This window comes from Microbacterium sp. LWS13-1.2 (genome assembly GCF_040144835.1).
Classification (GTDB): domain Bacteria; phylum Actinomycetota; class Actinomycetes; order Actinomycetales; family Microbacteriaceae; genus Microbacterium.
The window spans coordinates 2,162,369-2,187,514 of the sequence record NZ_CP151632.1; the positions used below are offsets into that span (position 1 = coordinate 2,162,369).

Sequence of the window (25,146 nt, forward strand, 5' to 3'; positions counted from 1 at the left end):
TATCGGTGAGGGGATCGGGTCTTGCCGGCGGCGGGCGTCGGGCGTCAGGCCCAGGGCTGCAGCGCCGCGCGGTTGACGCGCTGGTCGTCGCCGCGCGCGGCGCGGAACGCGTCGATGTCGACGTCGGGGGTGTTCAGCACATCCTGCTCGACGACGACCCAGCCGTCGAAACCGCGTGCGGCCATGGCATCCATCACCCGCGCGAGGTCGAGGTCGCCGTGGCCGAAGGCGACGAAGGCTCCCGACGACCACACCTCGGTCATCCCCCCGCCTGCGGCGAGGACGCGACGCAGCTCGGCGCGATCGACGTCCTTGAGATGCAGGTGGTTGATGCGGTCCCCCCAGCGCGACACGGCGTCGGCGGGATCGCCGTCGGCGATGAGCAGGTGACCGGTGTCGAGGGTGAGATCGACGTCGACGTGGGCGAGGAAGCGGTCGATCTCGTCGGGCGACTCTACGAAGGTGCCGGCGTGGTGGTGGAACGTCGGCTCGAAGCCGGCGGCGCGCACGATCGCGGCGGCGCGCTCGGTGTTGGCGAAGAGCCGCTCCCAGGCGTGGGCGTCGAGCGCGTCCACCTCGGCACCGCGGCCGGGATGCGCTCGGCGGGTGAGCGAGCCGTCGTCGGCCAGTGTGGGCAGCGGCAGCCGGCGGGGCCCCGCCTCGGCGGCATCCGAGAACACGCGCAGGGCGTCGTGCAGCGACGGCAGCGAGGCCTCGAACGCCTCGTCGTCCGACAGCGGCAGCTGCACCCACCCGCCGGCCAGCTCGAGCCCGAAGTGGGCGAGCCGGGATCGCAGCTCGGCATCGCGGCCGAGAAAGCCCACCGGACCGAGGTCGACGCCGCCGTAGCCGGCATCCGCGAGCACGACCAGCATGTCGTCGGCCGCCACGGTGGCGGCGCCCTCGGGCGTCATCTCGAAGACGCCGAAGCTCACCGGCGCACCGGCCACCTCGGCGTTCATCGGATCTCCTCGGCACGGGGCATGGGCTTCTCCATCGGGTCTAGAGGTCGGGGTGGACGAGGCGGGCGGCGGCGTCGACCGCGCCCGCGACATCTCCGTCGGGCGGATACAGCAGCGCGCGCCCCGCCGTCAGCCCGCGGACGCCGGGCAGCGCGAGGGCATCCTCCCACGAGGAGAAGGTATCGTCCGGGTCGCCGCCGGAGTCGCCGCCGAGAAGCAGCGTCGGCAGGGTCGTCGCCTGCATCACGCGTTCCATGTCGGGCACGACCGGCAGCTTCATCCAGGTGTACGCGCTGCTGGCGCCGAGCCCGGCGGCGATGGCCATCGAGAGCACGACGGCATCGGGCGTGAGGTCGTTGACGATGCGTCCGCCGTCCCATCGGCTGATGAACGGCTCGATCATGATGGGCATGCGGGCCTCGGCCGCGGCCGTCACCGCACGCGCGGTCGCTTCCAGCGTGGCCGCGGTCGCGGCGTCGGCGAAGTTCACCCGCAGTAGGACCTTCGCGAAGTCGACGCCCGAGCGCACCATGGACGCGACGTCGTAGCCGGTGAAGCGATCGTCCATCTCGAAGCTCGCACCGCGCAGGCCGCCGCGGTTCATCGAGCCGACGACGACCTTGTCGTCGAGCAGCCCGAGCAGCGCGAGGTCGTCGATGATGTCCGGCGTGCCCAGCACTCCGTCGACGCCGGGACGCCCGAGGGCGATCGCGAGCCGCTCCAGCAGCAGGTACCGGCTCGCCATCGCGTCGTCGCGGCCGCCGACCGACAGGGCACCGCGCGCGGGGTGATCGGCGGCCACGATGAAGAGCCTTCCGTCGCCGCGCACGATGTCGCGGCGCGCCCGCGACGACAGGGCCTCCTCGACGGCGTGCGGGCGCTCGGCGCGGAGCGTCCGCAGCGCATGGAAGCCGACGGCGTCGACGACGGCGCTCATCGGACGTCGCCTTCGGCGCGGAGCGTGAGCTCGAGCCCGCCAGGCGATCGTCCGGTCAGGTAGACGCGCTGGCCGTCGGCGGCATCCGTCGCGCCCAGGAACGCGTAGTCCTCGCCCGGGTGATAGCGCGCGGGGCCTTGGGCGGCGTACCCGTCGCCCGCGTCGAAGGCGATGACGCTGTCGCCCACCCGGTAGCGTCCGATGCCGTCCGTGAGGACTGCGGCACCGTCGGCCCGCGTCGTCACGCCCTCGAATCGACCGCCGTCCCGGAACGCCAGCTCGAGTGCCCACGGGCTGTCGGGGCCGTCGATCGCGATCGAGACGACGGCGCCGTCATCGGTCGGCCGGATCTCGACCGTGGTGCGCAGGCGCACCTCGTCGCGCGCGCGAACGTCGAACGCCATCGAGCCGAAGAACCGGCCGTCGTCGGTGAGGGCGTACTCGCCCGAGGGCGAACGTCGCGCCGCGTCGATCGGCTGGTAGTAGTGCGCGGACACCGTCTCGGTCAGTTCGTGCCGCAGGACGCCGTCGGGCCCGGGCGCCGAGACCATCCGGTCGGCGCGGAACGGGCCGAGGCCGAAGAAGTCACGGGAGAGGCGCACCGAGTCGAGCACGGCAGCGCCGGCGAACATGCGGAGGAAGGTGGGATTGGCCGACAGGCCGGAGCGGACGCGGCGGAACCGCGGGTAGTCGCTTCCGCCGAACACCACGAGGCGCCGGCGCGGCGAGGCGGCGACGACGAGGGCGGACTGCTCCCAGCGCTCCCGCGGAGCCGGGGGTGCGGCATCCGGCAGCTCCTCGCCGATGAGCGGCGTGATGAGGAGGTCGGCGAGCACGGCGCCCGGGTGCACCACGCCGGCGCGCAGCGCGCGCGTCGCGGCCCAGGCGAAGTCTCCCCGGCCGAGCTCGACGGCGTACCGCCGGTACGCCGTCAGGTAGGGCGCCACCGGGAACCGTCGCAGCTGATCCTGGCGTCGCGAGTGCACGGTCTCGACGGTGTCGTCGGGATGGATGAGCCCGAGCGTGCTCTCGAGGTTGCGGATGACGGCGGCCCTGGCCTCGTCGTGGTCCAGGACGTCGGCGATGACGCTCAGCGACGGGTTCGAGACATACGCCGCGTAGTTCGCGCTGCGCTCGGAGTAGACCCCGTCGGGCGTGATGTCGATGCCCTCGGCGAGCCACTCCGCCGCGCGGTCGCGCAGCTGCGGCGAGGGGCGTCGGCGGTGCAGGCGGGCCAGGGCGGCGGAGATCTCCCAGCGGTGGTTGGGCGTGTGCACGCCGCCCGCGACGAGCGCGGGCTCCACGGCATCCGCGATCGCCCCGAGTTCCGTGGCCAGCGCGGCGAGGGCGTTCCGCGCCCCGGCCGGAGCAGCGCCGATGATGTGCAGCGTGTCGCACAGGTCGTTCACCGTGAACGACGAGTCGGGCGGCGAGTCGACGTTGTCGCCGCCGATGAACAGCCCGCCGGCGCCCTGCCGGGCGCGGAGCGCACGCACGCTCTCACGCGCGGCGTCGATGAGCGCCGGATCGCCGGCGTGGGCCGACCGTGGCCACACGTACGCCGCGACGAACAGCTTCGCGCGATCCATGAGGCGGCGGTGCCCGTCGTCGGGACCGATCGCGGTGACCAGCGACGCGTGAACCTCGTCGGCCACCGCCTCGCTCAGCACCGTATGGAAATGCGAGTCCTCCGCCATCTCAGTCCTTCAGGCCCGAGTTGACGTCGGCGTTCAGGATCTGCCGCTGGAAGATCGCGAAGAGGATGAGCATCGGGACCAGCGAGATCACCGAGGCCGACAGGAGCACCGACCAGTCGACGTTGTCGGCGCCGACGATGGAGCGCAGGGCGACCTGCAGGGTGTAGCGGTCGGGGTCGCGCAGCACGATGAGCGGCCAGATGTAGTCGTTCCATCGCCACTGGAACGAGAAGATCGCCAGCACGACCGCGATCGGCTTCGCCAGCGGCAGCATGATCCGCCAGAACGCGCCGAACTCCGAGACGCCGTCGATGCGCGCCGCCTCGAGCAGCTCGTCGGGGATGGTCTTGAAGTACTGACGGAACATGAAGATGCCCGTCGCGGTGATGATCGACGGCACGATGATGCCGGCGAGGGTGTTGTACAGACCCAGGTCGCGCACCACGGCGAACGAGCTCGGCATGATGACCTCGGTCGGCAGCATCGTCGTGGCCAGGATGCAGATGAAGAAGACCTTGAGCCACCATGCCTGGTACTTGGCGAGCGCGTAGCCGGTCATGGCGCTGACCAGCACGGTGAGCACCGTCGTAACGACCGCGACGATCGAGGTGTTGAGGAAGTACTGCGCGAAGTTGAACCGGTTCCAGGCGGTCGTGTAGCCGCTGACCGTCCAGTTCTCGGGGAAGAGCGTCAGCGGCAGGCTGAACAGCTCGGACCCTGGCTTGAACGAGCTCAGCAGGAACCACGCGACCGGGATCAGGAAGCCGAGGGCGAGGAGCCAGAGCACGAGGCTGCTCGGCAGCGCGCGGAGCGGACGGGACGTGCGCGTGCGGGTGCCGGCGCCGGCGCCGGTGCTGGCGGTGCGGGCGCGGGTCCCGGGTCGAAGAGTCGTCATGCGAGATCGTTCCTCTTGTCGAAGCGCAGCTGGATGATCGCGATGATGATGAGGATCACCATGAGGACCATCGACGCCGCACTGGCGTACCCGACGTCGGCGCGCTCGAATCCGGTCCGGTAGATGTACTGGACGATGAACATGTTCGACGTGCCGGGTCCACCGCCGTTGAGCGCCTGGACCATGGCGAACTCCTTCATCGCCCCGATCGTGGTGAGCAGGATCACCATGAACGAGGTGGGCCGCAGGAGCGGCAGCACGATCCGGTAGAACCGCTGCCAGCCGTTGGCGCCGTCCAGCTGGGCGGCCTCGAGATACGACTGCGGGATGTTGCGGATGGCGGCGATGAACAGCAGCATGTTGAACGCCGTCCCGCCCCACGTGCTCACGATGAGGATGAGCACCAGCGCCAGGTTGGGATTCGTCTCCCACTGCAGCCCGTTGCCTCCGAGCATCTCGATGAGGTAGTTCACGAGGCCGAAGTTCTCGCCGAACAGCCACTTCCAGATGACACCGGCCACGATCGGCGAGATGAGCCACGGCAGGAAGAAGATGATCCGCGCCACCGACTTGCCCTTGGCGAAGGTGCTGGTCAGCAGCATGGCGATGCCGAGCGCCGCGACGTAGTGCAGCGGCACCGACAGCAGCGTGTACAGCAGGGTGCGGCCGAGCACGGTGTAGAACACCGGATCCTGCGCGAGGTCGATGTAGTTCTCGGCCCCGATGAACTCGGGTGTGCCGACACCCGAGTAGTCGGTGAACGAATACCAGAGTCCGAGCGCTCCCGGCCACAGGAAGAACAGTGCGAACAGCACCACCGCGACCGCGATGAACACCAGCGGGGCGAGCACGAACCTCGTAGAGCTCCGCCGGGGGCGGCGCGCGCGCCGCGCGCCCCGCCCCACGGTGATGAGCGCAGAAGTCTCGGCACTGCGCCCATCGACGGACTTGGTGGTGGACATGGTCACTCCAGGGCGCCCAGCTGGTCGGTGAACAGCGCGTTGATGTTCGCGATCGTGGTGTCCACGTCCTGCTCGCCGTTGAGGTACTTGACCGTCTCGTCACGCACCGGGTCGCCGTCGGTCGTCACGCCCTGCGCGCCGTACTGCAGTTCCATCGCCTTGATCTCGCCCACGATGTCCGGCGAGGCGGCGATGTCCTGGTTGTAGATGGCGAAGGCGTCCGCGTGCGCCGCGTACGTGATGTCGAGTCCGTCGATCGCGGGGATGAACGACGAGGTCTCCGAGAGCTCGGTGTAGTTCTCCGGCTCGTACAGCCACTTGATGAAGTCGTGCGCGGCCTCCTCCTGAGGACCGTCGAAGACGACGACCGACGCGGCGTTGCCGAAGTTGGTCGCGCGCTCCTCCTCCTGCGGCATGTAGACCGAGGCCCACTCGAAGTCGGCGATGTTCACCGCGAAGTCCGCGATCTGCCACGAGCCCGAGAGGTACGAGACCACGTCGCCGCTCTTGAAGAGGGCGTTGGGGTCGGCATCCGACAGCCAGACGGAGCGGGGCATGAACGAGTCGTCGTTCAGGGAGTTGAAGTACTCCAGCGCCACCTTGGTCTGGTCGTTGGTGCTGAACTCGCCGCTGTCGTCGGCCTGGAAGTAGTCCGAGCCGAACTCGTACAGGAGCGCCTTGAGGCGGTGCGACGACTTGTCCATCACCATGCCGTAGCTGGTGCCGGTCGCCGCCTGCACCTGCTTCACGGCGGCGACGTACTCGTCCCACGTCCAGATGTCGTCTTCGCTGGTCGGGTACGCGACGCCCGCCTGGTCGAACAGCGTCTTGTTGATGAACATGCCGACCGCCGTGATGTCCGACGGGAGCGAGATGACGTTTCCGTCGTCGTCCTTGTCGGACAGATCGGTGCGGATGTCACTGCCCTCGGTGATGTCCGACAGGTCGGTGGTGACGTTGCGCCACACCGGGTCGACGGCGCCGACGCGGGCGATGGCCGGCAGGTCGTTGGCCTGCGCCGCGTTGCGGAGCTTGGTGGCGAGGTCGTCGTTGGCGATGTCGACGATCTCGACCTTGACGCCGGTCTCTTCCTCGTACTTCTCCGCCATGTGGGCGTACCCGCCGCCCTGGTTGGCGTCGCCCGACAGGAAGAACTGGATCGGCTCGTCGGACTCGCCGGCGTCACCCGAGCTGCACGCCGTGAGCGAGACGGCGGTCAGGGCAGCCGCTGCGAGGGCCAGAGCCACTCGCGTGCGGGATGTGACTGAATGCTTCATTGGACTTCCCTTTCACCCCGGGAGACCAGGGGTCAACGTCGTTGTCGATGAGCGCGGGATTTCGCGCCCCGTGTGTGTCACCGAGCTGAGGCCCGGATCCGATCGCTGATACGATGTTAGGACATTAATGCAAAGTACACCAGCGGGCAAGCGCCTTCCCGTGGAGATCCTCGCAGGGGGTAAACGCATTCCACGCGGTAAGGTCGAGCTTCGACGCTCTTCACTCATCGATGAGGAACCCATGGAGATCGCCACCACCCGCCCCGGGTCCGGCACCATCACTCCCCGCGCCCGCCTCCACTCCGACGCTCCGCAGCAGACACTGGACGGCACGTGGCGCTTCCGTGTCTCGCCGTCCCTGCGTACCGCTCCCGACGGGTGGCGCACCGAGGACGCCGCCGGCTGGGGGGCGATCGAAGTGCCCGGCCACTGGAACCTGCAGGGCTACGGATCACCTGCCTACTCCAACGTGCAGATGCCCTTCCCGGTCGACCCGCCGCACCCGCCGGACGCCAACCGGATCGGCGACTACCGGCTCGACTTCCACGCCTCGCCGTCGGTTCTCGCCCACGGTCGCAGGCTCCTGCGCTTCGACGGGATCGAGTCCGCCGCCGAAGTCTGGCTGAACGACACCCTGCTCGGCACGACGCGCGGAAGCCGGCTCACCCACGAGTTCGACGTGTCCGGCATCCTCACCGACGGCGTGAACCGCCTGGCCGTGCGCGTGGCCCAGTTCAGCGACGCGACGTACCTCGAGAACCAGGACATGTGGTGGCTGCCGGGGATCTTCCGCAGCGTCACCCTCCTCGGCCGGCCGGACGGCGGCATCGACGACCTCTTCGTCCACGCCGATTACGACGCGCGGGCCTCCGAGGGGATCCTCGACATCACCGCTGTCGTGGACCAGGGCGGGACTGCCCGCCTCACCATCGCGGAGCTCGGCATCGACGACGTTGCCCTGGGCGAGAGACTGCGCATCGCGGGCGTCGAGCCGTGGACCGCGGAACGGCCGCGCCTGTACGAGGCGACCGTGCGCACCGGCAGCGAGGCGGTCACGGTGCGGATCGGGTTCCGGCGGGTCGAGGTGCAGGACGCACGCCTGCTCGTCAACGATGCGCCGATCATGCTGCGCGGCGTGAACCGGCACGAGCACCGTCCCCGGCACGGCCGCGTCTTCGACGCGGAGGTGGCGCGCGACGAGCTGCTCCTGATGAAGCGCCACCACATCAACGCGGTCCGCACGTCGCACTACCCGCCGCATCCCGACGTCCTCGATCTGTTCGACGAGCTCGGCTTCTGGGTCATCGACGAATGCGACCTCGAGACGCACGGCTTCGAGCACGTGGGCTGGCGCGGCAACCCGAGCGCCGATCCGGCCTGGCGCGACGCCTTCCTCGACCGCATCCGGCGCACGGTGCACCGCGACAAGAACCATGCGAGCGTCATCATGTGGTCGCTCGGCAACGAGTCGCATGCCGGAGCGAACCTCGAGGCAATGGCGCGGTGGGCGAAGCTGACCGACCCGAGCCGTCTCGTCCACTATGAGGGCGACCACGAGAGCCGCTACGTCGACGTGTATTCACGCATGTATGCCCCGCATGACGAGGTGCGCGAGATCGGCGAGGAGACGCTCCGGCCCGCACCGCAAGACGCCGCCCCTGCCGAGATGCACCGCCGCACGCTCCCGTTCCTCCAGTGCGAGTTCGGCCACGCCATGGGGACCGGGCCCGGCGCACTGCAGGAGTACTGGGATCTGTTCGAAGCGTATCCCCGTCACGCCGGAGGCTTCGTCTGGGAGTGGGTCGAGCAGGGCATCGAGGTCGACGGCCCCGAGGGCGAGGCGCGCATCCTGTACGGCGGCGACTTCGGCGAGGACGTGCACGACGGCAACTTCGTCATCGACGGACTCGTCGACGCCCATCGCACCCCGCGCCCCGGTCTGCTCCACTACGCGGCCGTGATCGCGCCGGTGGTGGTCGACGTCGACGCGGACCGGTCGGCGGTGCGCGTCGCGAATCGCTACGACTTCCTCGACCTCGGGCACGTCGCCGTGCGCTGGACGCGCGTCATCGACGGCGAGGTCACGGCATCCGGCACGCTCGACCTTCCGCCGTGCCCGCCGCGGTCGACGGTCGCCGTCGACCTGCCCGCGGAGTGCCGGACGGATGCCGCGTCCCGCGTCGCCGATGTGCTCACGGTGGAGGCGGTGACGGCCGTCGCCGCCCCATGGGCGGACGCCGGCCACGTCGTCGGAAGCGGGCAGCACGTGACCCAGGGGCGTCCCGCTCTGCCGGCGGCGAGCGCCGCCGGGCCGCGCGAGGACCGCGTCGGGGCCGCGCGCTTCGATGGCGAGACGGGCGGCCTCCAGGAGCTGGCAGGCATGGCCATCACTGGACCGACCGTGGGAGTCTGGCGCGCCCCGACCGACAACGACCGCGACCTCGGCAACGACGAGCTCGACCTTCCGTCGTACGCCGACCGCTGGCGTGCGGCGGGCATCGACCGCATGGTGACACGCCTGGCGGACATGAGCGCGGATGACGGCGGCCTCCTCGTGCGCACACGGACGGGCACGCCGATCCTCGCCAGCTCGATCGATGCGCGCCTGCGATGGACCGCGATCGCAGACGACGCCGTTCGCCTCGACGTCGAGCTCGAGCCCAACGATGCATGGACCACCGAATGGGCCCGGCTCGGCCTGGACTTCGTCCTCGAGGGCGAGCCGCTGGGCGCCGACATCGCCGGGTACGGCCCGATGCCGAGCTACCCCGACCTGCGCTCCGCGGCCAGGTTCGGCTGGTGGCACCTCGACGCCGACGACCTCACCGTCGACAACGTCCGCCCCCAGGAGAGCGGCTCGCGGATGGGGGTCCGTGACGCACGGATCCTCACGCGGGGCGGTGCGCTGCGCGTGTCGTCGCTCGACAGCTCGTTCGCGCTCACGGTGTCACGCCACAGCAGGCCGGCCCTCGCCGCCGCAGCGCACAACTGGGAGCTGCCCGCCGAAGGCCGCACCTTCGTGTCGATCGACCTGGCCCAGTCGGGCGTCGGCACGGCGACCTGCGGGCCCGGCGTGCTGCCGCGCTACCGGCTGCCCGCCCGATCCGCGGCCATCTCGCTCGTGCTCCGGCACGAGCCGGCCTCCGCCTGACCGCACCGCCGGCATCGCTTTCGCGCGCCGGCTGTCCGACCGACCCATCCGAAGAAGGAGCCCCATGACCTCTCCGACCGACGCCTCCGCACGCCTCGACCCGCACTACGAGGTCGCCGACATCGACCGGCGCCTGTTCGGCGGGTTCGTCGAGCACCTCGGCCGCCACATCTACGACGGCATCTTCGAGCCCGGGCATCCGTCCGCCGACAGCGAGGGGTTCCGCACCGACGTGATCGAGCTCGTGAAGGAGCTCGGCGTCTCGACCATCCGCTACCCCGGCGGCAACTTCGTGTCGGGGTACAAGTGGGAGGACGGCATCGGCCCGAAGGCCGAGCGCCCGCGCCGACTCGACCTGGCGTGGCACTCGACCGAGACGAACGAGGTCGGGCTGCACGAGTTCCAGGCGTGGCTCGACCGCGTCGGCAGCGACCTGATGCTCGCGGTCAACCTCGGCACGCGCGGCACGCCCGAGGCGCTCGACCTGCTCGAGTACGCCAACAGCGATGCCGAGACGGCCTGGACGGACCAGCGCGCGTCGAACGGCCGCGAGACGCCGTTCGCCGTGAAGATGTGGTGCCTCGGCAACGAGATGGACGGCCCGTGGCAGATCGGGCATCTCGACGCCGACCACTACGGCAAGCTCGCCTCGCGCACGGCGAAGGCGATGCGGATGCTGGATCCCGGCGTCGAGCTGGTCGCCTGCGGCTCGTCGGGCCGCGGCATGCCCACCTTCGGCTCGTGGGAGCGCACCGTCCTCGAGCACACGTTCGACGACGTCGACTTCATCTCGTGCCACTCCTACTACCAGGAGCACGACGGCGATGCGCAGGAGTTCCTCGCCTCCGGCGTCGACATGGCGCGCTTCATCGAGTCGGTCGTCGCGATCGCCGACACGGTGGCGGCGACGAAGAAGAGCGACAAGCGCATCATGATCTCGTTCGACGAGTGGAACGTCTGGTACCTGCACCGCGAGGACGGCACCGAGTCGGGACACGAGTTCAAGGGCGGCGCCTGGCCGGTCGCGCCCCGCCTGCTGGAGGACAAGTACAACGCCCTCGATGCCGTGGTCTTCGGCGACCTGCTCATCACGCTGCTGCAGCACGCCGACCGCGTGCGCTCGGCATCCCTGGCGCAGCTCGTGAACGTCATCGCGCCGATCATGACCGAGCCCGGCGGCCCGGCCTGGCGGCAGACCACGTTCTTCCCGTTCGCGATCACCTCGCGTCTGGGGCAGGGCCGCGCGCTGCGCGTGCCCGTGTCGTCGGCATCCTTCACGAGCGAGAAGCTCGGCGAGGTGCCGACCCTGAACGCCGTCGCCACGATCGACGACGAGGGCGTGTCGCTGTTCGTCGTGAACCGTTCGACGACGGATGCCGCGGACCTCCGTGTCGACCTGGCTCCGCTGGTGCGCGAGCTCGGCCGCGACGTCGAGGTGGTCGAGTCGCACCTGCTGCACGACGACGACCTCTACGCGGCCAACACCCTCGAGAACCGGGAGCGGGTCGGCGTGCGCGAGGCGGCGGCATCCGTCGACGGCGACGTGCTGTCGGTCGCACTGCCCGCCGTGTCGTGGGCAGCGATCCGACTCGCGTGACCACCGCGAGGAGCGGAGGAGATGTGACGGGCGGAGGGCCCTTCACCCTCGGATCCACCTCCGCTCCTCGCAACTCCTCCCCTGATCCCCTCCTCCCCCGCCGATCGGAGACCTGGATGCTGCGCGTGGACGCGACCGGACCGCTGCGCGAAGAGCTTCGGCCCGCCATGGCGAACGCCGAGGACCGGCGCCCCGGGCTCACGCTCACCAGCCGCAGCCTGCTGCGGGACGGGCGCCCGTGGCTGCCGGTCTCGGGCGAGCTGCACTACACGCGCGTGCCCCGGGAGCGGTGGACCGAGCGCCTGCGGCTCATGCGCTCGGGCGGCGTGTCGGTCGTCTCGACCTACGTGCCGTGGCTGCACCACGAGCCGGTGCGCGGTCAGGCGCGCTTCGACGGACGATTCGACGTCGGCGCGTTCGTGGACGCCGTGCGGGCCGAGGGCCTCGAGCTCGTGCTGCGGATCGGCCCGTGGGTGCACGGCGAGATGCGCAACGGCGGGCTGCCCGACTGGGTGCAGCACGCGCCGGTGCGCCATCGCACCGACGACCCGGCATACCTCGACCTCGTGCGGGAGTGGTTCGCGCGCATCGCGGATGCCCTCGACGGGCGCTGCACACCCGAGAACATGCTGGCGATCCAGCTGGACAACGAGCTCTACGACCAGCCCGGTCACCTCGCGACCCTGAAGCGGCTGGCTCGCGAGGCCGGCATGTCGGCGCCGCTGTGGACGGCGACCGCGTGGGGCGGCGCCCAGCTTCCCGACCCCGAGGTGCTGCCGCTGTGGGGCGGCTACGGCGACGGGTTCTGGGTCGACCCGGGCGACGCGTGGGACCCCACCTTCCGGGCGCACTTCTTCTTCTCCGACTCGTGGGACGACCCGGGCATCGGCGCCGACGTGCGGGGCGCGGACGAGCGGGGCGCCGACGAGCGGGGCGCCGACGAGCGCGGCGCCGACGAGGCATCGACGAGCGGGGGCGCCGAGCTGTCGCCGTGGTTCCCCGCCGCCACCTGCGAGCTGGGCGGCGGCATGGCGACCGCGTACCACCGGCGGCCGCGACCCGGCGCCCGTGACATCGCCGCGGTCGCGCACGCCAAGCTCGGCAGCGGGTCGGCCTGGCAGGGGTACTACATGTACACCGGAGGCACGAACCCCGGGCCGGGTCTCGAAGAGACGCAGGCCACCGGCTACCCCAACGACATGACGCGGCTGAGCTACGACTTCCATGCGCCGATCGGCGAGTCCGGCCGCGCAGCGCCGAGCCATGCGGCGCTGCGCCTGCAGCACGCGTTCCTCGAGGCGTTCGGCGAGCGACTCGCCCCCGCGCCGTCGCATCTTCCCGACGTCCGCCCGACGGGGGTCGAGGATGCCGAGACCCTGCGCTGGGCGGTGCGCGCCGACGACGGCTCGGGGTTCCTGTTCATCGGGTGGCATCAGCCGCATGTGCCGCTGCCGACGTACCGCGGTGCGCGGTTCCGCGTCGAGACTCCCCGTGGCGTGGTCGAGCTGCCCAGCGCTCCGGTCGACATCCCGCCGGGGACGGTCACCCGCTGGCCGCTCGGACTCGAGGTGGGCGGCGTCAAGGTCGACTGGGCGACGGCGTCCGCACTCACCGTGCTCCCCGCCGCCACGGCCGACGGCGCACCGACGCTGGTGCTGATCGAGGATGCCGGCATCCCCGTCGAGCTCGCACACGACGGTCTCACCCACCGCCTCGCACCGGCGGCGACGCCGCTGCGGATCCAGGAGCCGCACGGCGCCGCGCTCGACGTACTCGTCCTCGCGTCGGCCCACGCCGACCTGGTCTGGGTCGTCGACGCGGCCGCCGGCGGGCGGCGGCTGCTCGTGGGTGCCGACGAGGTGACATGGGATGCCGAGGGCCGGGTCGCGGTGCGAGCGAGCGGCTCCGAGCCCGACCTGCGCGAGTATGCGGGCGGCACCTGGCGCCACCTCGGGTGGGAGGACCCCGCCGCCACCTCGGCTCGGCGCTCGGCCGCCGACGGCACCCCGGCGGCGACGCCGGAACGCGACGCGCACCCGGGCGGCGCGGCATCCGTCCCCATCCGGCTCGTGAGGGCCGAGACCATGCCGTCCGGCGACTACGGCTCGCGCGACAACCGGCAGGCCGCACCTCACGATGCCGTGCTCGACGCCCACGCCGCGGTGTATCGCCTCGACGTGCCCGAGAAGTTCGACGACGATGCCGTGCTGCGGGTGCAGTGGGCCGGCGATGTCGCGCAGCTGCGCGTGGATGGCGTCACGGCGACGGACCGGTTCTGGGACGGATCAGAGCTCGTCGTGAACCTGCGAGACATCGGCGCCGGGCCGGCGACCCGCGTCGAGCTGCGCGTCCTGCCGCTGCGCTCCGACAGCCGCGTGCACCTGCCGGCCGACGCCTCCGCGCGGCTGGCGGCCGCCGACGGCGCCCTGTGCGAGGTCAGCGCCGCCTGGATCGACCAGCGCACGCTGTGGACCGAGAAGACCCCGCACCGCGGAACCCCTGAGCATGTCGACGATGACAGGAAGACGAGAGAGCGATGACGCTGCACAAGACCGCCACGCCCCCGATGGGCTGGAACAGCTGGGACTCGTACGGCACCACCGTCACCGAGGCGGAGGTGCTCGCCAACGCCGAGTTCATGGCGGAGCACCTGCTGCCGCACGGCTGGGACACGATCGTGGTCGACATCGACTGGGCCGACCCGACGGCCCGATCGCACGGGTACAACGAGACGGCACCGCTGATCATCGACGGCTCCGGCCGCCTGCAGCCCGACCCCGCACGGTTCCCGAGCTCGGCAGACGGAGCCGGCTTCGCGCCGCTCGCGGCACGCCTGCACGCGCTCGGACTGAAGCTCGGCATCCACGTGATGCGCGGCATCCCCCGCGTCGCCGTCGCCGCCGACGTCCCGATCGCCGGGACCGGGGCCACGGCGTCGCAGATCGCCGACGCGACGAACGTCTGCGAGTGGAACCCGCACTACCTCGGCCTCGACCACACGCATCCCGGCGCACAGGCCTACTACGACGCGTGCGTCGCGCAGTATGCCGAGTGGGGCGTGGACTTCCTCAAGGCCGACGACATGCTGTGGCCGTACCAGGCGCCCGACATCGAGGCCTACTCGCGCGCCGTGCAGCGCGCCGACCGCGACATCGCGCTGTCGCTGTCGCCCGGCCGCGACCTGTCGGCCGCGAACCTGGAGCACCTGCGCGCGCACGCGACGATGTGGCGCATCTGCGATGACCTCTGGGACCGCTGGGAGGACGTCGAGGCCAACTTCGCCCGCTTGGCACGATGGGCGCCGCTGGCCGGCCCCGAAGGGTGGCCGGACGCCGACATGCTGCCGCTCGGCCGCATCGGGCTGCGTGCCGAGCGGGGCGAGCCCCGCGAGGGCGCGCTGACGCTGCCTGAGCGCCGCGCGCTCGTCACGCTGTGGGTGATGGCGCGCTCACCTCTCATGATCGGCGGCGACCTGCCCACCAGCGCAGCCGAGACGATCGCGCTGTTCACCAACGACGAGGTGCTCGAGATCCTGCGCGACTCGACCGGCAACCGCGAGCTCCTGCGCGAGCGCGACCTCGTCGTGTGGACCGCCGCGCGCGGCGACACGCGATGGACCGCCGTGTTCAACACGGCGGACGAGGCGCGGGAGGTGCCGTTCGATACGCGGTCCCTCGCGCTCGGCCCCGCGCCGGCCCGCGTGGTGGACGTGTGGAGCGGTTCGGACGCCCCCGTCGAAGGCGTCCACGTGCAGTCGGATGCCGCGCGCGGCGTCGCGCCCGGCAGCGCGGTCGTGCGGCTCGCTCTGGAACCCCACGGCTGCGTGCTGCTGCGGGCGTGAACATCTCCGCTCGCCTGTCACGAATCGGGGCCATGCGCCACCATTCGTGACAGGCGAGTGGACCGACGGCTGGCCGCAGAGGGACGGACATGCGTCGGAAAGCGCTTGCGCGGCATCCGATCGCGTGGCACACTGCTGGAAAGCGTTTACCGGATGTGCGGACAACCGCGCCGCCGGGTACCCACAAGCCTTCAGAGAAGAAAGCAGGACCCCGTGACCGACACGACTATCGCCCCGGCCCCGGCCGAGGCCTCCGCCCGCCCCGCCGTGCGTGAGATCGGCATCATCATGAACGGCGTCTCGGGCCGCATGGGGTACCGCCAGCACCTGGTGCGCTCGATCCTCGCGATCCGTGACCAGGGCGGCATCGAGCTCGCCGACGGCACGAAGGTGACCGTCAAGCCGCTCCTCGTCGGCCGCAGCGAGGCGAAGCTCGCCGACCTCGCCGCCCAGCACGGCATCGAGGACTACACCACCGACCTCGACGCGGCTCTCGCCGACCCGCGCTGGGAGATCTACGCCGACTTCCTCGTCACGAAGGCGCGCGCCTCGGCCCTTCGCAAGGCGATCGCCGCCGGCAAGACCATCTACACCGAGAAGCCCACGGCCGAGACGGTCGAAGAGGCCCTCGAGCTCGCCAAGCTCGCGCAGGAGGCCGGTGTGAAGACCGGCGTCGTGCACGACAAGCTCTACCTCCCCGGGCTGCAGAAGCTCAAGCGCCTCATCGACTCCGGCTTCTTCGGCCGCATCCTGTCGGTGCGCGGCGAGTTCGGCTACTGGGTGTTCGAGGGCGACTGGCAGCCCGCGCAGCGGCCCAGCTGGAACTACCGCGCCGAAGACGGCGGCGGCATCATCGTCGACATGTTCCCGCACTGGAACTACGTGCTCGAGAACCTGTTCGGCGACGTCAAGACCGTCTACGCGCAGGCCGCCGTGCACATCCAGGACCGCTGGGACGAGAAGGGCGAGCACTACACGGCGACCGCCGAAGACGCCGCGTACGGCATCTTCGAGCTCGAGGGCGACATCGTCGCGCAGATCAACTCGTCGTGGACCGTGCGCGTGAACCGCGACGAGCTCGTCGAGTTCCACGTCGACGGCACGCACGGCTCGGCCGTCGTGGGGCTGTTCGGCGCGAAGATCCAGCACCGCAACGCGACACCGAAGCCGGTCTGGAACCCCGACCTCGCCGACGACCACGACTACGACGCCGACTGGGCAGAGGTTCCCACCAACGACGTGTTCCAGAACGGCTTCCGCCAGCAGTGGGAGGAGTTCCTCGAGTCGTACGTGCTCGGCACAGAGTACGAGTTCGACCTCCTCTCGGGCGCGCGCGGCGTGCTGCTCGCGGAGGCCGGCCTGCAGTCGAGCCGCGAGGGCCGCAAGGTCGAGCTGCCCGCCCTGTCGCTGGACTGAGCAGGGATCGCCGGATGCCGCAGCTCACACTCCTCTCACCCGACGGCGCCACTTCGACGGCCGAGCTGAACGAGTCCCCGGGCTACACCAAGCCCGAGGGCCTGCTCCGCAGCCGCGTCGCCTACGCCGCCGCGCACGTCGTGCCGCAGACCTGGGCCGACAACACCCCGGGCCGGCCGGCGGAGGTCGACTGGGACGCCACCCTCGACTTCCGCCGCGCCGTGTACTCGTGGGGCCTCGGCGTCGCCGATGCCATGGACACCGCCCAGCGGAACATGGGCCTCGACGCCGCTGCCACGCGCGACCTCATCGCCCGCTCGGCGCAGGTCGCCCGCGAAGAGGGCGGCTCGGTCGTGGTCGGCGTGAACACCGACCACGTCGATGCCGAGCGCATCTCGATCGACGAGGTTATCGACGCCTACAAGGAGCAGCTCCACTTCACCGAGGAGCAGGGCGCGGGCCCGGTGCTCATGGCCTCGCGCCACCTCGCCCGCGTCGCCGAGTCGGCCGACGACTACCGCCGGGTCTACCGCGAGGTGCTCGCCTCCGCCACGACCCCGGTCGTACTGCACTGGCTCGGCACCGCGTTCGACCCGTCGCTCGAGGGCTACTTCGGCTCGCCCGACTGGCGCGACGCGTCGGCGGTGCTGCTCGAGATCATCGAGGAGAACGTCGATAAGGTCGCGGGCGTCAAGATGAGCCTGCTGGATGCCGCCTCCGAGGTGTCGGTGCGCGAGCGCCTTCCCGAGAGCGTGCGCATGTTCACCGGCGACGACTTCAACTACGTCGGGCTGATCGGCGGGGAATCCATCCGGTCGTTGAGCGAGCGAGGAACGAGCGAGACGAAACGCGCCGAACCCATCGACGACGTCGGCTCGGGGCGTCTCGACTCGCAAGCTCGCTCAACGACCGGGGGAAAGCAGCACTCGGACGCGCTGCTCGGCGCCTTCGCGGCGATCACGCCGGTCGCCTCGGCCGCCATCCAAGCGCTCGACGCCGGCGACCCGGCGCGGTACCTCGAGATCCTCGGCCCGACCGAGGAGCTCAGCCGCCAGGTCTTCGCCGCGCCGACGTTCTACTACAAGACGGGCGTCGCCTTCCTGTCGTGGCTCAACGGCCACCAGCCGGCGTTCCAGATGGTGGGCGGCCTGCACTCGGCCAGGAGCCTCCCGCACCTGTCGCGCATCGTCGAGCTCGCGAACGCGTCGCTCGCCCTCGAGCGGCCCGAGCTCGCGGCTATCCGCTGGCACGGGATGCTGCGCCACAACGGCCTCGACGTGCCGGGGCTGATCACATGACGGCGCGTCAGCGCAGCGCGTCGGGTGCGGCATCCGTGTCCCGACGCTCTCCCCTCGTGTTCCGGACTTCATCGCTCGTTGGCGCGTCTCGCGATGAAGTCCGGGACATGCTCCAGGAAGGCCCCGCATGACCACGCCCGACCCCCGCCTGTCGATCAACCAGGCGACCATCAAGTACGCCGATCTCGCGACGGCGCTGCGCGTGACCGCCGAGGCGGGCGTCTCCGCGATCGGCCTGTGGCGCGAGCCGGTGCAGGAGGTCGGGCTCGCCACCGCGGCGTCCATGCTCACCGACTCGGGGCTGCGTTTCACGACGCAGTGCCGGTCGGGCTTCTTCACGATGCCTGAGGGCCCCGCCCGCCGCGCGTCGATCGACGACAACCGCGTCGCGATCGAAGAGGCCGCGACGCTCGCCGCCGCCGGCGCCGAGGGCTCGACCGCGATCCTCGTGCTCGTCGCCGGCGGCCTTCCCGAAGGATCGCGCGACCTGGTGGGCGCCCGCGAGCGGGTGCGTGATGCGATCGGCGAGCTGGTTCCGGATGCCGCCGCCGCCGGTGTGACGCTCGCGATCGAGCCGCTGCACCCGATGTACGCGTCGGACCGCTGCGTCGTCTCGACGCTCGGGCAGGCGCTCGACATCGCAGCGGACTTCGACCCGGCCGTCGTCGGCGCGACCGTCGACACGTTCCACATCTGGTGGGACCCCGACGTGCTTTCCGCCATCGCGCGCGCCGGCCGCGAGGGCCGCATCGCCACGTACCAGGTGTGCGACTGGAAGACGCCGCTCCCGGCCGACGTGCTGCTGGCCCGCCACTACCCGGGAGACGGTGTCATCGACTTCGCCTCGCTCACCGCCGCCGTCGAGGCGACCGGCTACGACCGCGACATCGAGGTCGAGATCTTCAACGAGAAGATCTGGGCCACCGACCCGCTCGTCGCCGTGCAGCGCACGGCCGCCGGGTTCGCGGCATCCGTCTCCCCGCATCTACGCGCTCGCGTCGCGAGCTGAACGCACTTCGATGAGCACAGGAGCGCTCGCGGGGTACGCCGATTGGCCGGCGTTCCTCGCGAGCGCTCCGGCGTTGGTGCCCGTCGGTCTCGACGGACGCCGGAACGCCGGCGCCGGGAAGCCCGGCGCCTCGCCGACGAACGACACCGCTTCGCCAGGGTACGACGCCGCGACCGGCACGACCGCCGCCTCCCGCCCTGCCCTGGTCGAGGTGCTGGGTGTGCGCGCGGCAAGCGCCGCCGACCTGAAGATCGAGCGCGAATGGCTCGCCGACGGCGTGCGCGGCCGTGAGCTGAGCTGGTGGCTCGGCTTCGGCCCGCGCACGCGGGCATACCTGCTCGAACCCGCCGAGCATGACGGTGATCTCCCCGGGGTGCTCGCCTTGCACGCCCACGGCGGCGTGCGCTCGACCGGCGCCGAGCAGCTCGTCGACACCGGCCGCGCACCGCATCCGAGCGCGGCACGCCTGCGGGCGCGCGGCTACGCGGGCCGAACCCCGGCGAACGACCTCGCGCGCAGCGGCTTCGCCGTGCTCGCGCCCGATGCGTTCTCGTGGGGCAGCCGCGCGTTCGACCTGTCATCGCCGCCGGACGTGCTGGCACGGCTCGGTGCCGCGCTCGACGCGCTGCACCGAGAGCGCGGCGAGACACTCTCGGACGAGGAGCGGTTCGACGAGCTCGCGTCGCTTCACGAATACGGCCTCGCGAAGGCCGCCGGGGCGCTCGGACGCTGCGCTCCTGACCCTACCCTGGGCGGTCCAGGTTTCGCCGGAAACGCTCGCCCGAAACCCGCGAATCCCGGACCGCACGCAGGGGTCATCGTCCTCGGCGTCCCCCGGTACCCGGGGCGGTCCAGGTTTCGCCGGAAACGCTCGCCCGAAACCCGCGAATCCCGGACTGCGGCTCGACCACCCGCCCTGGCGCGCGCCGATTCTCGCGTCTGGGCAGTGGCAAGAGGGCGTCAGGGGTCCGAGACCGCCGACAGGAGCCGCAGCTCGCGCAGGCGCCGCGCCGCCGGGCGCTCCTCCGACGTAGCCGCTGCCCGTCGCCAGCTGGCACTCCCGGATGCCGCGCACCAGCGTCCGTGCGAGGTCGGCGGCCGCGGCATCCCCCGCCGCTGCGAGGGTGCTCGCCGCCGAGAGCACATGGCCGGCGGTGTGTCCGTCGAGACCGTCGGACTCCCAGCCGCCGTAGGAGTCGGCGCGCGAGGGCAACCCCGCCTCGCGGCGGAACGGCGCCAGCAGGCGGTCGGGATCCAGTCGCTGCAGCGTCGCACTGACCGTGTGCTGCGCCGCCAGCGCGAGGCGCACGTGCCGGCCGGCGCGAAGGCCGCCGGGGCAGCCGTGCGGGACATGGCACTCCTTCGATCCGGTGACGGTCGCTGCGTCGGAGCAGCAATGCGGGGAAACCGCTTCCCAATCTATCGTCCGAACCGGACACAGGGCCTAGACTCTGGCCTGTGAGCGACACCACGGCGCCTGCCCGAGGCGCAGCAACCCTGCACGATGTCGCGCGCGTGGCCGGCGTCTCGCTCGCCACCGCATCGCGCGTGCTGAACGGTTCGACCCGCAAGGTCGCCGAGAGCTACCGCGAGCGGGTCGAAGCCGCGGCCGAACAACTCGGCTACACGGCGAACCTGTCGGCGCAGGCCACCGCGCGCGGCACCTCCGCGATCGTCGCGCTCCTGGTCGCCGACATCGCCGACCCGTACTTCGGGCAGCTCGCCTCCGGCGTCGCGCGCGGCGCCGACGAGGCGGGACTCGTCGTCACCATCGCGATCACCGAGCGCGACCCGCAGCGCGAGGTGAAGCTGGTGCGCGCACTGCGCGGCCAGCGCCCGCGTGGCCTCATCCTCGCGGCATCCCGTGTCGAAGGACCGGACGCCGTCGGCCTCCAGGGCGAGCTCGACGCCTTCTCGAACATGGGCGGCCGGGTCGTCGTGGTCGGCCCCGGCGGCGGCTCCGCGCGCTCGGTGGCCGTCGACAATCGCGGCGGCTCCGCGGCGCTCGGTGCCGAGCTCGCGGGCCTCGGCTATCGCGACGCGATCGTGGTCGCGGCCGCCGAGGGCATCCGCACCTCCGACGACCGGCTCGCCGGCTTCACCGAGGGGTTCACCTCGGCCGGCGGCGTGATCCGCGATGTGCGACGCGTCGGCTTCACCCGCGACGCCGGCTACGCGGCCGCATCCGACCTCCTCACCGGCGACGTGCCCGCCGGCACGCTGATCTTCGGCATCAGCGACGTGGTGGCGATCGGCATCATGTCGGCCGTCCGCGACGCCGGGCGCCAGGTCGGCGCCGACGTCGCGGTCGCCGGCTTCGACGACATCGCGACAGGACGCGACATCCGTCCGGGCCTGACCACGGTGCGCGTGCCCCTGGAGGATCTCGGCTACCAGGCCCTGCACGCCGCGACCGACCCGGAGTGGACCGCGGGCGAACCGCAACTGCCGCTCGAGGTCATCGTGCGCGGCAGCACCCCGCCGCGCAGCTGAGGCGCTGGGGCGCAACGTGCACCGGCGCAGGTGGGTCGGGAAACGTTTCCGGGTAGGCTGAGCGCGCCGCGACCCAAGGAGACACGGATGCCTCGACCGCCCCGCGCCGACCGGGCGACGCGCGTCACGATCGCCGAGGTCGCCGCCCGCGCAGGAGTCTCGCTGTCGACCGTGTCACGTGCGCTGAACGGCAATCCCACGGTCGACCCGGTCCTCGCCGAGCGGGTGAAGGATGCCGCCGCCGCCCTCGACTACACCGCCAGTCCCGTCGCGCGCAGCCTCGTCCTCGGCCGCACGCAGACGGTGGCGGTCATCGTGCCCGATCTCGGCAACCCGACGTTCCAGGCGATCCTGCGGGGCCTCAGCCACGCCGCCGGCGCTGACGACTACCACGTGCTGGTGGCCGACTCGGCGGAGTCGGTCGAGGAGGAACGCGTGCTCGCGGGCGCGACCCGCCGCCGCACGGACGGCGTCATCCTCTGTGCCCCGCGCCTGCCGCAGGACGAGCTCGACCGGCTGGTCGGCGGGCTGCGGCCGGTGGTGCTGATCAATCGCTCGTCGGGCGACGTCCCCTCGGTGCGCGCGGACTACGGCACCGCCCTCGCGGCCGAGCTCGGCCACCTTCACGAGCTCGGACACCGTCGCATCGTCTTCCTCGCCGGCGCCCCGGGCAGCGTGGCAAACGCGGCGCGCCTCGAAGCGATCGCGGGCTTCGTCGCCGCGCACGCCGACACCGTGGTGACCGAGATCGCGTGCGGTGTCGACTTCGAGGCGGGCGCCGACGCCGGCGCCGCCGTGCTGGCATCGGGCGCGACCGCGGCGCTGGCCTTCAACGACCTCGTCGCGATGGGGCTGTTGAGCGCGGTGCAGGCGAGCGGATGCCGTGTGCCCCAAGACCTCTCGATCGTCGGGTTCGACGACATCCCGTTCGCGCAGTACACGACTCCGCCGCTCACGACGGCCGCCGTGCCCGCGGCCGAGCTCGGCGCGCAGGCGTGGGCGCGCATGCGCGAGCTGCTCGAGGGCGACGAGCCGGGTGGTCCGCTCACGGTCCTGCCCGAGCTGACGGTGCGCGGCACGACCGGCCCCGCCGCCTGACCTGCACCCTCCGCTCCCCGGCCGGAACACGTGTTCCGAGCGACGGAGGGAGAACGGGTGGTAGCATGAGAAAACGTTTCCTGAAGGAGTGAGATGAGCCACCGCCGGTACGCCCTCGTGGGCGCGGGACACCGCGCCCAGATGTACGTCGACGCGATCATCGGGCGCTATCGCGGCGATGCCGTGCTGGTCGCGATCTGCGAGCCGAACCCGGTGCGCGCGCAGTACTACGTCGACCGCGTAGTCGAGGCCGGCCTCCCCGCGCCGGCCGTGTACGGCCCGGACGACCTCGAGACGATGGTCCGCACCGAGCGCGTCGAGCGCGTCGTGATCTGCGCCCGCGACGACCTGCACGCCCCGCTGATCGTCCGATCGCTGGATGCCGGAGCCGACGTCGTCGTCGAGAAGCCGCTGACCATCGACGGGCCGAGCGCCGCAGCCATCGAGGACGCGATCGACCGCACCGGCCGCGAGGTCGTCATCACGTTCAACTACCGCTACTCGCCGCGCAACTCGGCGCTGCGCCAGGTCATCCAGGACGGCGTCATCGGCGACGTCACGAGCGTGGACTTCTCGTGGGTGCTCGACACCAAGCACGGCGCCGACTACTTCCGTCGCTGGCACCGCGAGAAGGAGCACTCCGGCGGCCTGCTGGTGCACAAGGCCAGCCACCACTTCGACCTCGTCAACTGGTGGATCCGCTCGGCGCCGCGGCGCGTCTTCGCCTCGGGTGGGCTGCGCTTCTACGGCGCAGACAACGCGGCGGCCCGCGGCCTCGGCGACCGTCCCGCCCGCGGCACTCACGACGACGGCGACGCATTCGAGCTCGACCTGCGGGGCGATGAGCGACTCAAGGCGCTGTACCTCGACGCCGAGCATCACGACGGGTACCTCCGCGACCGCGATGTGTTCGGCGAGGGCATCACCATCGAAGACAACCTCGCCCTCGTGGTCGACTACGCCTCGGGCGCGACCCTCAGCTACTCCCTCAACGCCCACTCGCCCTGGGAGGGCTACCGGGTCGCGGTCAACGGCACCCTCGGCCGCGCCGAGCTCGAGGTCATCGAGCGCGGCGCCGTCCTCGCCGACGAGGGCCTGCACCCGGTGATCGACCCGTCCGCGGTGGATGCCGGATCCTCCGGGTCGCTCCGCCCCGAGGGCGAGCGCCTCATCGTGCAGCGGCACTGGGAGGCAGCGTACGAGGTGCCGATCCACGCCGCCGGCGAAGGCGGCCACGGCGGCGGCGACGCGCTGCTGCTCGCCGACGTGTTGGAGGGCCCCGGAGACGACCCACTCGCCCGCCCCGCCGACTGGCGCGACGGCGTCCGCTCCATCGCCGTCGGCATCGCCGGCAACCGCTCGCTCGAGACCGGGCTGCCCGTGCAGGTCGCCGAGCTCGGCATCCGATTCCTGGCCGCCGACGCCGCGGTCGCACGCGCATGACCCGCATCGCCGTCACCGGCGGCGCCGGCAGGCTCGGGCGCAGCCTCGTCGCCGGTCTCGCCGCCGCCGGCCACGAACTCGTGTCGCTGGACCGCGATGTCTCGGACGCCGCCGAGCTGCAGGGCCTCGAGCAGATCGCGGTGGACCTGACCGACACGGATGCCGCCACCCGCGCGATCGTCGACGTCCGCGCCGAGGCGCTCATCCACCTGGCCGCGATCGCCATGCCGTTCAGTGCGCCCGAAGAGGTCATCCTCCGCACCAACGCGACGATGGCGCTCACCGTGATGTCGGCCGGCGTCGCCGCCGGCATCCCGAAGATCGTGACGGCATCCAGCCCCACGGTCCTCGGCTACGGGGCGCCCAGGGGCTGGCTGCCCGACCGCTTCCCGCTCGACGAGGAGACGACCCCGCAGCCGTGGAACGCCTACGCGCTGTCGAAGCACCTCGCCGAGCAGACGATCGCGATGCTGGCACGCCAGACCGGCGACGCGACCCGCTTCGCCGCCTTCCGTCCGTGCTACGTCATCGCCCCGGAAGAGTGGCAGGGCGCGCTCACGCAGCAGGGCCACACGGTGGTCGAACGCCTCGCCGACCCGGCCCTCTCGGCCCCCGCGCTCTTCAACTACGTCGACGCCCGCGACGTCGCCACGTTCATCGACACGCTGCTGGTGGCCCTCCCAGACATCCCGAACGCCGAGGTGTTCTTCGTCGGCGCCGACGACGCGCTCGCGCGGCGGCCCCTCGCCGAACTGCTGCCGCAGTTCGTGCCCGGCACCGACGAGCTTGCGGCGGGACTGACCGGCACCTCGCCGGCGTTCTCCAACGCGAAGGCCCGCCGCGTGCTGGGCTGGCGCCCCGCGCACAGGTGGCGGGGCGAGCTGGGCGAGCCCGCCTACGCAGCCGCCTCCGACGCGTTTCGTCTCGCTCGTTCCTCGCTCGCTCAACGACCGGATGGAGACGTCGACTCCCGGTCGTTGAGCGAGCTTGCGAGTCGAAACGCCCCGGATGGAGACGTCGACTCCCGGTCGTTGAGCGAGCTTGCGAGTCGAAACGCCCCGGATGGAGAC

The 25,146-nt window shown here is 71.5% G+C and carries 17 protein-coding genes and 1 pseudogene; 11 read left to right on the top strand and 7 right to left on the bottom strand.

What is annotated here, in order from left to right:
• Positions 1 to 44 precede the first annotated feature (44 nt).
• From MRBLWS13_RS10250 to MRBLWS13_RS10275, 6 genes are read right to left on the bottom strand one after another with little or no spacing between them, the layout of a single operon-like run.
• Complete coding sequence (locus tag MRBLWS13_RS10250; RefSeq protein ID WP_349428942.1) at positions 45 to 962, bottom strand: sugar phosphate isomerase/epimerase; 918 nt, start codon at positions 960 to 962, stop codon at positions 45 to 47.
• 40 nt (positions 963 to 1,002) lie between these two features.
• A complete protein-coding gene (locus tag MRBLWS13_RS10255) occupies positions 1,003 to 1,899 on the bottom strand; it encodes a deoxyribose-phosphate aldolase (RefSeq protein WP_349425277.1) in 897 nt (298 codons plus the stop codon).
• Complete coding sequence (locus tag MRBLWS13_RS10260; RefSeq protein WP_349425278.1) at positions 1,896 to 3,596, bottom strand: hypothetical protein; 1,701 nt, start codon at positions 3,594 to 3,596, stop codon at positions 1,896 to 1,898. The genes MRBLWS13_RS10255 and MRBLWS13_RS10260 overlap by 4 nt, the downstream gene beginning before the upstream one ends.
• Position 3,597: 1 nt before the next feature.
• Entirely contained in the window at positions 3,598 to 4,491 is an 894-nt protein-coding gene (locus MRBLWS13_RS10265) for a carbohydrate ABC transporter permease (RefSeq protein ID WP_349425279.1), read from the bottom strand.
• On the bottom strand, positions 4,488 to 5,453 hold the full coding sequence (locus MRBLWS13_RS10270) for a sugar ABC transporter permease (protein ID WP_349425280.1): 966 nt from the start codon (positions 5,451 to 5,453) through the stop codon (positions 4,488 to 4,490). Before MRBLWS13_RS10270 ends, MRBLWS13_RS10265 begins: the two co-directional genes overlap by 4 nt.
• 2 nt (positions 5,454 to 5,455) lie before the next feature.
• Complete coding sequence (locus MRBLWS13_RS10275) at positions 5,456 to 6,730, bottom strand: extracellular solute-binding protein (RefSeq protein ID WP_349425281.1); 1,275 nt, start codon at positions 6,728 to 6,730, stop codon at positions 5,456 to 5,458.
• Positions 6,731 to 6,971: 241 nt separating this feature from the next.
• Here MRBLWS13_RS10275 and MRBLWS13_RS10280 point away from each other — a divergent pair, with 241 nt between their 5' ends.
• The 7 genes from MRBLWS13_RS10280 (at position 6,972) to MRBLWS13_RS10310 (ending at position 19,042) form a co-directional block, all read left to right on the top strand.
• Positions 6,972 to 9,881: a glycoside hydrolase family 2 TIM barrel-domain containing protein gene (locus MRBLWS13_RS10280; protein WP_349425282.1), complete on the top strand. Its 2,910-nt coding sequence runs from the start codon at positions 6,972 to 6,974 to the stop codon at positions 9,879 to 9,881.
• A 64-nt stretch (positions 9,882 to 9,945) separates the two neighbouring features.
• Positions 9,946 to 11,478, top strand: a complete 1,533-nt coding sequence (locus MRBLWS13_RS10285; RefSeq protein WP_349425283.1) for an alpha-N-arabinofuranosidase — start codon at positions 9,946 to 9,948, stop codon at positions 11,476 to 11,478.
• Positions 11,479 to 11,594: 116 nt separating this feature from the next.
• Positions 11,595 to 14,018, top strand: coding sequence for a beta-galactosidase (locus MRBLWS13_RS10290; RefSeq protein WP_349425284.1), 2,424 nt, complete (start codon positions 11,595 to 11,597; stop codon positions 14,016 to 14,018).
• Entirely contained in the window at positions 14,015 to 15,319 is a 1,305-nt protein-coding gene (locus MRBLWS13_RS10295) for a glycoside hydrolase family 27 protein (RefSeq protein ID WP_349425285.1), read from the top strand. The genes MRBLWS13_RS10290 and MRBLWS13_RS10295 overlap by 4 nt, the downstream gene beginning before the upstream one ends.
• Positions 15,320 to 15,532: 213 nt before the next feature.
• On the top strand, positions 15,533 to 16,735 hold the full coding sequence (locus MRBLWS13_RS10300; RefSeq protein ID WP_349425286.1) for a Gfo/Idh/MocA family oxidoreductase: 1,203 nt from the start codon (positions 15,533 to 15,535) through the stop codon (positions 16,733 to 16,735).
• 14 nt (positions 16,736 to 16,749) lie between these two features.
• The gene (locus MRBLWS13_RS10305) at positions 16,750 to 18,033 is read left to right on the top strand and encodes a dihydrodipicolinate synthase family protein (RefSeq protein WP_349425287.1); all 1,284 of its coding nucleotides are present in this window, start codon (positions 16,750 to 16,752) and stop codon (positions 18,031 to 18,033) included.
• Between the two features lie 127 nt (positions 18,034 to 18,160).
• Positions 18,161 to 19,042 carry a sugar phosphate isomerase/epimerase family protein gene (locus tag MRBLWS13_RS10310; RefSeq protein ID WP_349425288.1) on the top strand — a complete coding sequence of 294 codons (882 nt, stop codon included), beginning with the start codon at positions 18,161 to 18,163 and terminating at the stop codon, positions 19,040 to 19,042.
• 577 nt (positions 19,043 to 19,619) lie between these two features.
• Here the strand turns inward: MRBLWS13_RS10310 and MRBLWS13_RS10315 are convergent.
• Positions 19,620 to 20,351 (bottom strand): beta-L-arabinofuranosidase domain-containing protein, encoded by a 732-nt coding sequence (locus MRBLWS13_RS10315; RefSeq protein WP_349425289.1) that lies wholly within the window; start codon positions 20,349 to 20,351, stop codon positions 19,620 to 19,622.
• Between the two features lie 149 nt (positions 20,352 to 20,500).
• Between MRBLWS13_RS10315 and MRBLWS13_RS10320 the strand changes: the two genes are divergently transcribed.
• The 4 genes and pseudogenes from MRBLWS13_RS10320 to MRBLWS13_RS10335 all read left to right on the top strand — a co-directional run.
• Entirely contained in the window at positions 20,501 to 21,535 is a 1,035-nt protein-coding gene (locus MRBLWS13_RS10320) for a LacI family DNA-binding transcriptional regulator (RefSeq protein ID WP_349425290.1), read from the top strand.
• Between the two features lie 87 nt (positions 21,536 to 21,622).
• The gene (locus MRBLWS13_RS10325) at positions 21,623 to 22,633 is read left to right on the top strand and encodes a LacI family DNA-binding transcriptional regulator (RefSeq protein WP_349425291.1); all 1,011 of its coding nucleotides are present in this window, start codon (positions 21,623 to 21,625) and stop codon (positions 22,631 to 22,633) included.
• Positions 22,634 to 22,726: 93 nt separating this feature from the next.
• Positions 22,727 to 24,076 (top strand): Gfo/Idh/MocA family oxidoreductase, encoded by a 1,350-nt coding sequence (locus tag MRBLWS13_RS10330; RefSeq protein WP_349425292.1) that lies wholly within the window; start codon positions 22,727 to 22,729, stop codon positions 24,074 to 24,076.
• Positions 24,073 to 24,960 (top strand): annotated as a pseudogene (locus tag MRBLWS13_RS10335) (NAD(P)-dependent oxidoreductase); the annotation flags it as partial. The gene MRBLWS13_RS10330 and the pseudogene MRBLWS13_RS10335, both read left to right, overlap by 4 nt.
• Positions 24,961 to 25,146 lie beyond the last annotated feature (186 nt).

Bases quoted from the DNA above. Each gene is read 5' to 3' on its own strand.
- MRBLWS13_RS10265 (WP_349425279.1), bottom strand. From the start codon at position 4,491: ATGACGACTCTTCGACCCGGGACCCGCGCCCGCACCGCCAGCACCGGC.
- MRBLWS13_RS10310 (WP_349425288.1), top strand. From the start codon at position 18,161: ATGACCACGCCCGACCCCCGCCTGTCGATCAACCAGGCGACCATCAAG.
- MRBLWS13_RS10285 (WP_349425283.1), top strand. From the start codon at position 9,946: ATGACCTCTCCGACCGACGCCTCCGCACGCCTCGACCCGCACTACGAG.
- MRBLWS13_RS10260 (WP_349425278.1), bottom strand. From the start codon at position 3,596: ATGGCGGAGGACTCGCATTTCCATACGGTGCTGAGCGAGGCGGTGGCC.
- MRBLWS13_RS10295 (WP_349425285.1), top strand. From the start codon at position 14,015: ATGACGCTGCACAAGACCGCCACGCCCCCGATGGGCTGGAACAGCTGG.
- MRBLWS13_RS10270 (WP_349425280.1), bottom strand. From the start codon at position 5,453: ATGTCCACCACCAAGTCCGTCGATGGGCGCAGTGCCGAGACTTCTGCG.
- MRBLWS13_RS10290 (WP_349425284.1), top strand. From the start codon at position 11,595: ATGCTGCGCGTGGACGCGACCGGACCGCTGCGCGAAGAGCTTCGGCCC.
- MRBLWS13_RS10325 (WP_349425291.1), top strand. From the start codon at position 21,623: ATGCCTCGACCGCCCCGCGCCGACCGGGCGACGCGCGTCACGATCGCC.
- MRBLWS13_RS10275 (WP_349425281.1), bottom strand. From the start codon at position 6,730: ATGAAGCATTCAGTCACATCCCGCACGCGAGTGGCTCTGGCCCTCGCA.
- MRBLWS13_RS10250 (WP_349428942.1), bottom strand. From the start codon at position 962: ATGAACGCCGAGGTGGCCGGTGCGCCGGTGAGCTTCGGCGTCTTCGAG.
- MRBLWS13_RS10280 (WP_349425282.1), top strand. From the start codon at position 6,972: ATGGAGATCGCCACCACCCGCCCCGGGTCCGGCACCATCACTCCCCGC.
- MRBLWS13_RS10305 (WP_349425287.1), top strand. From the start codon at position 16,750: ATGCCGCAGCTCACACTCCTCTCACCCGACGGCGCCACTTCGACGGCC.
- MRBLWS13_RS10330 (WP_349425292.1), top strand. From the start codon at position 22,727: ATGAGCCACCGCCGGTACGCCCTCGTGGGCGCGGGACACCGCGCCCAG.
- MRBLWS13_RS10255 (WP_349425277.1), bottom strand. From the start codon at position 1,899: ATGAGCGCCGTCGTCGACGCCGTCGGCTTCCATGCGCTGCGGACGCTC.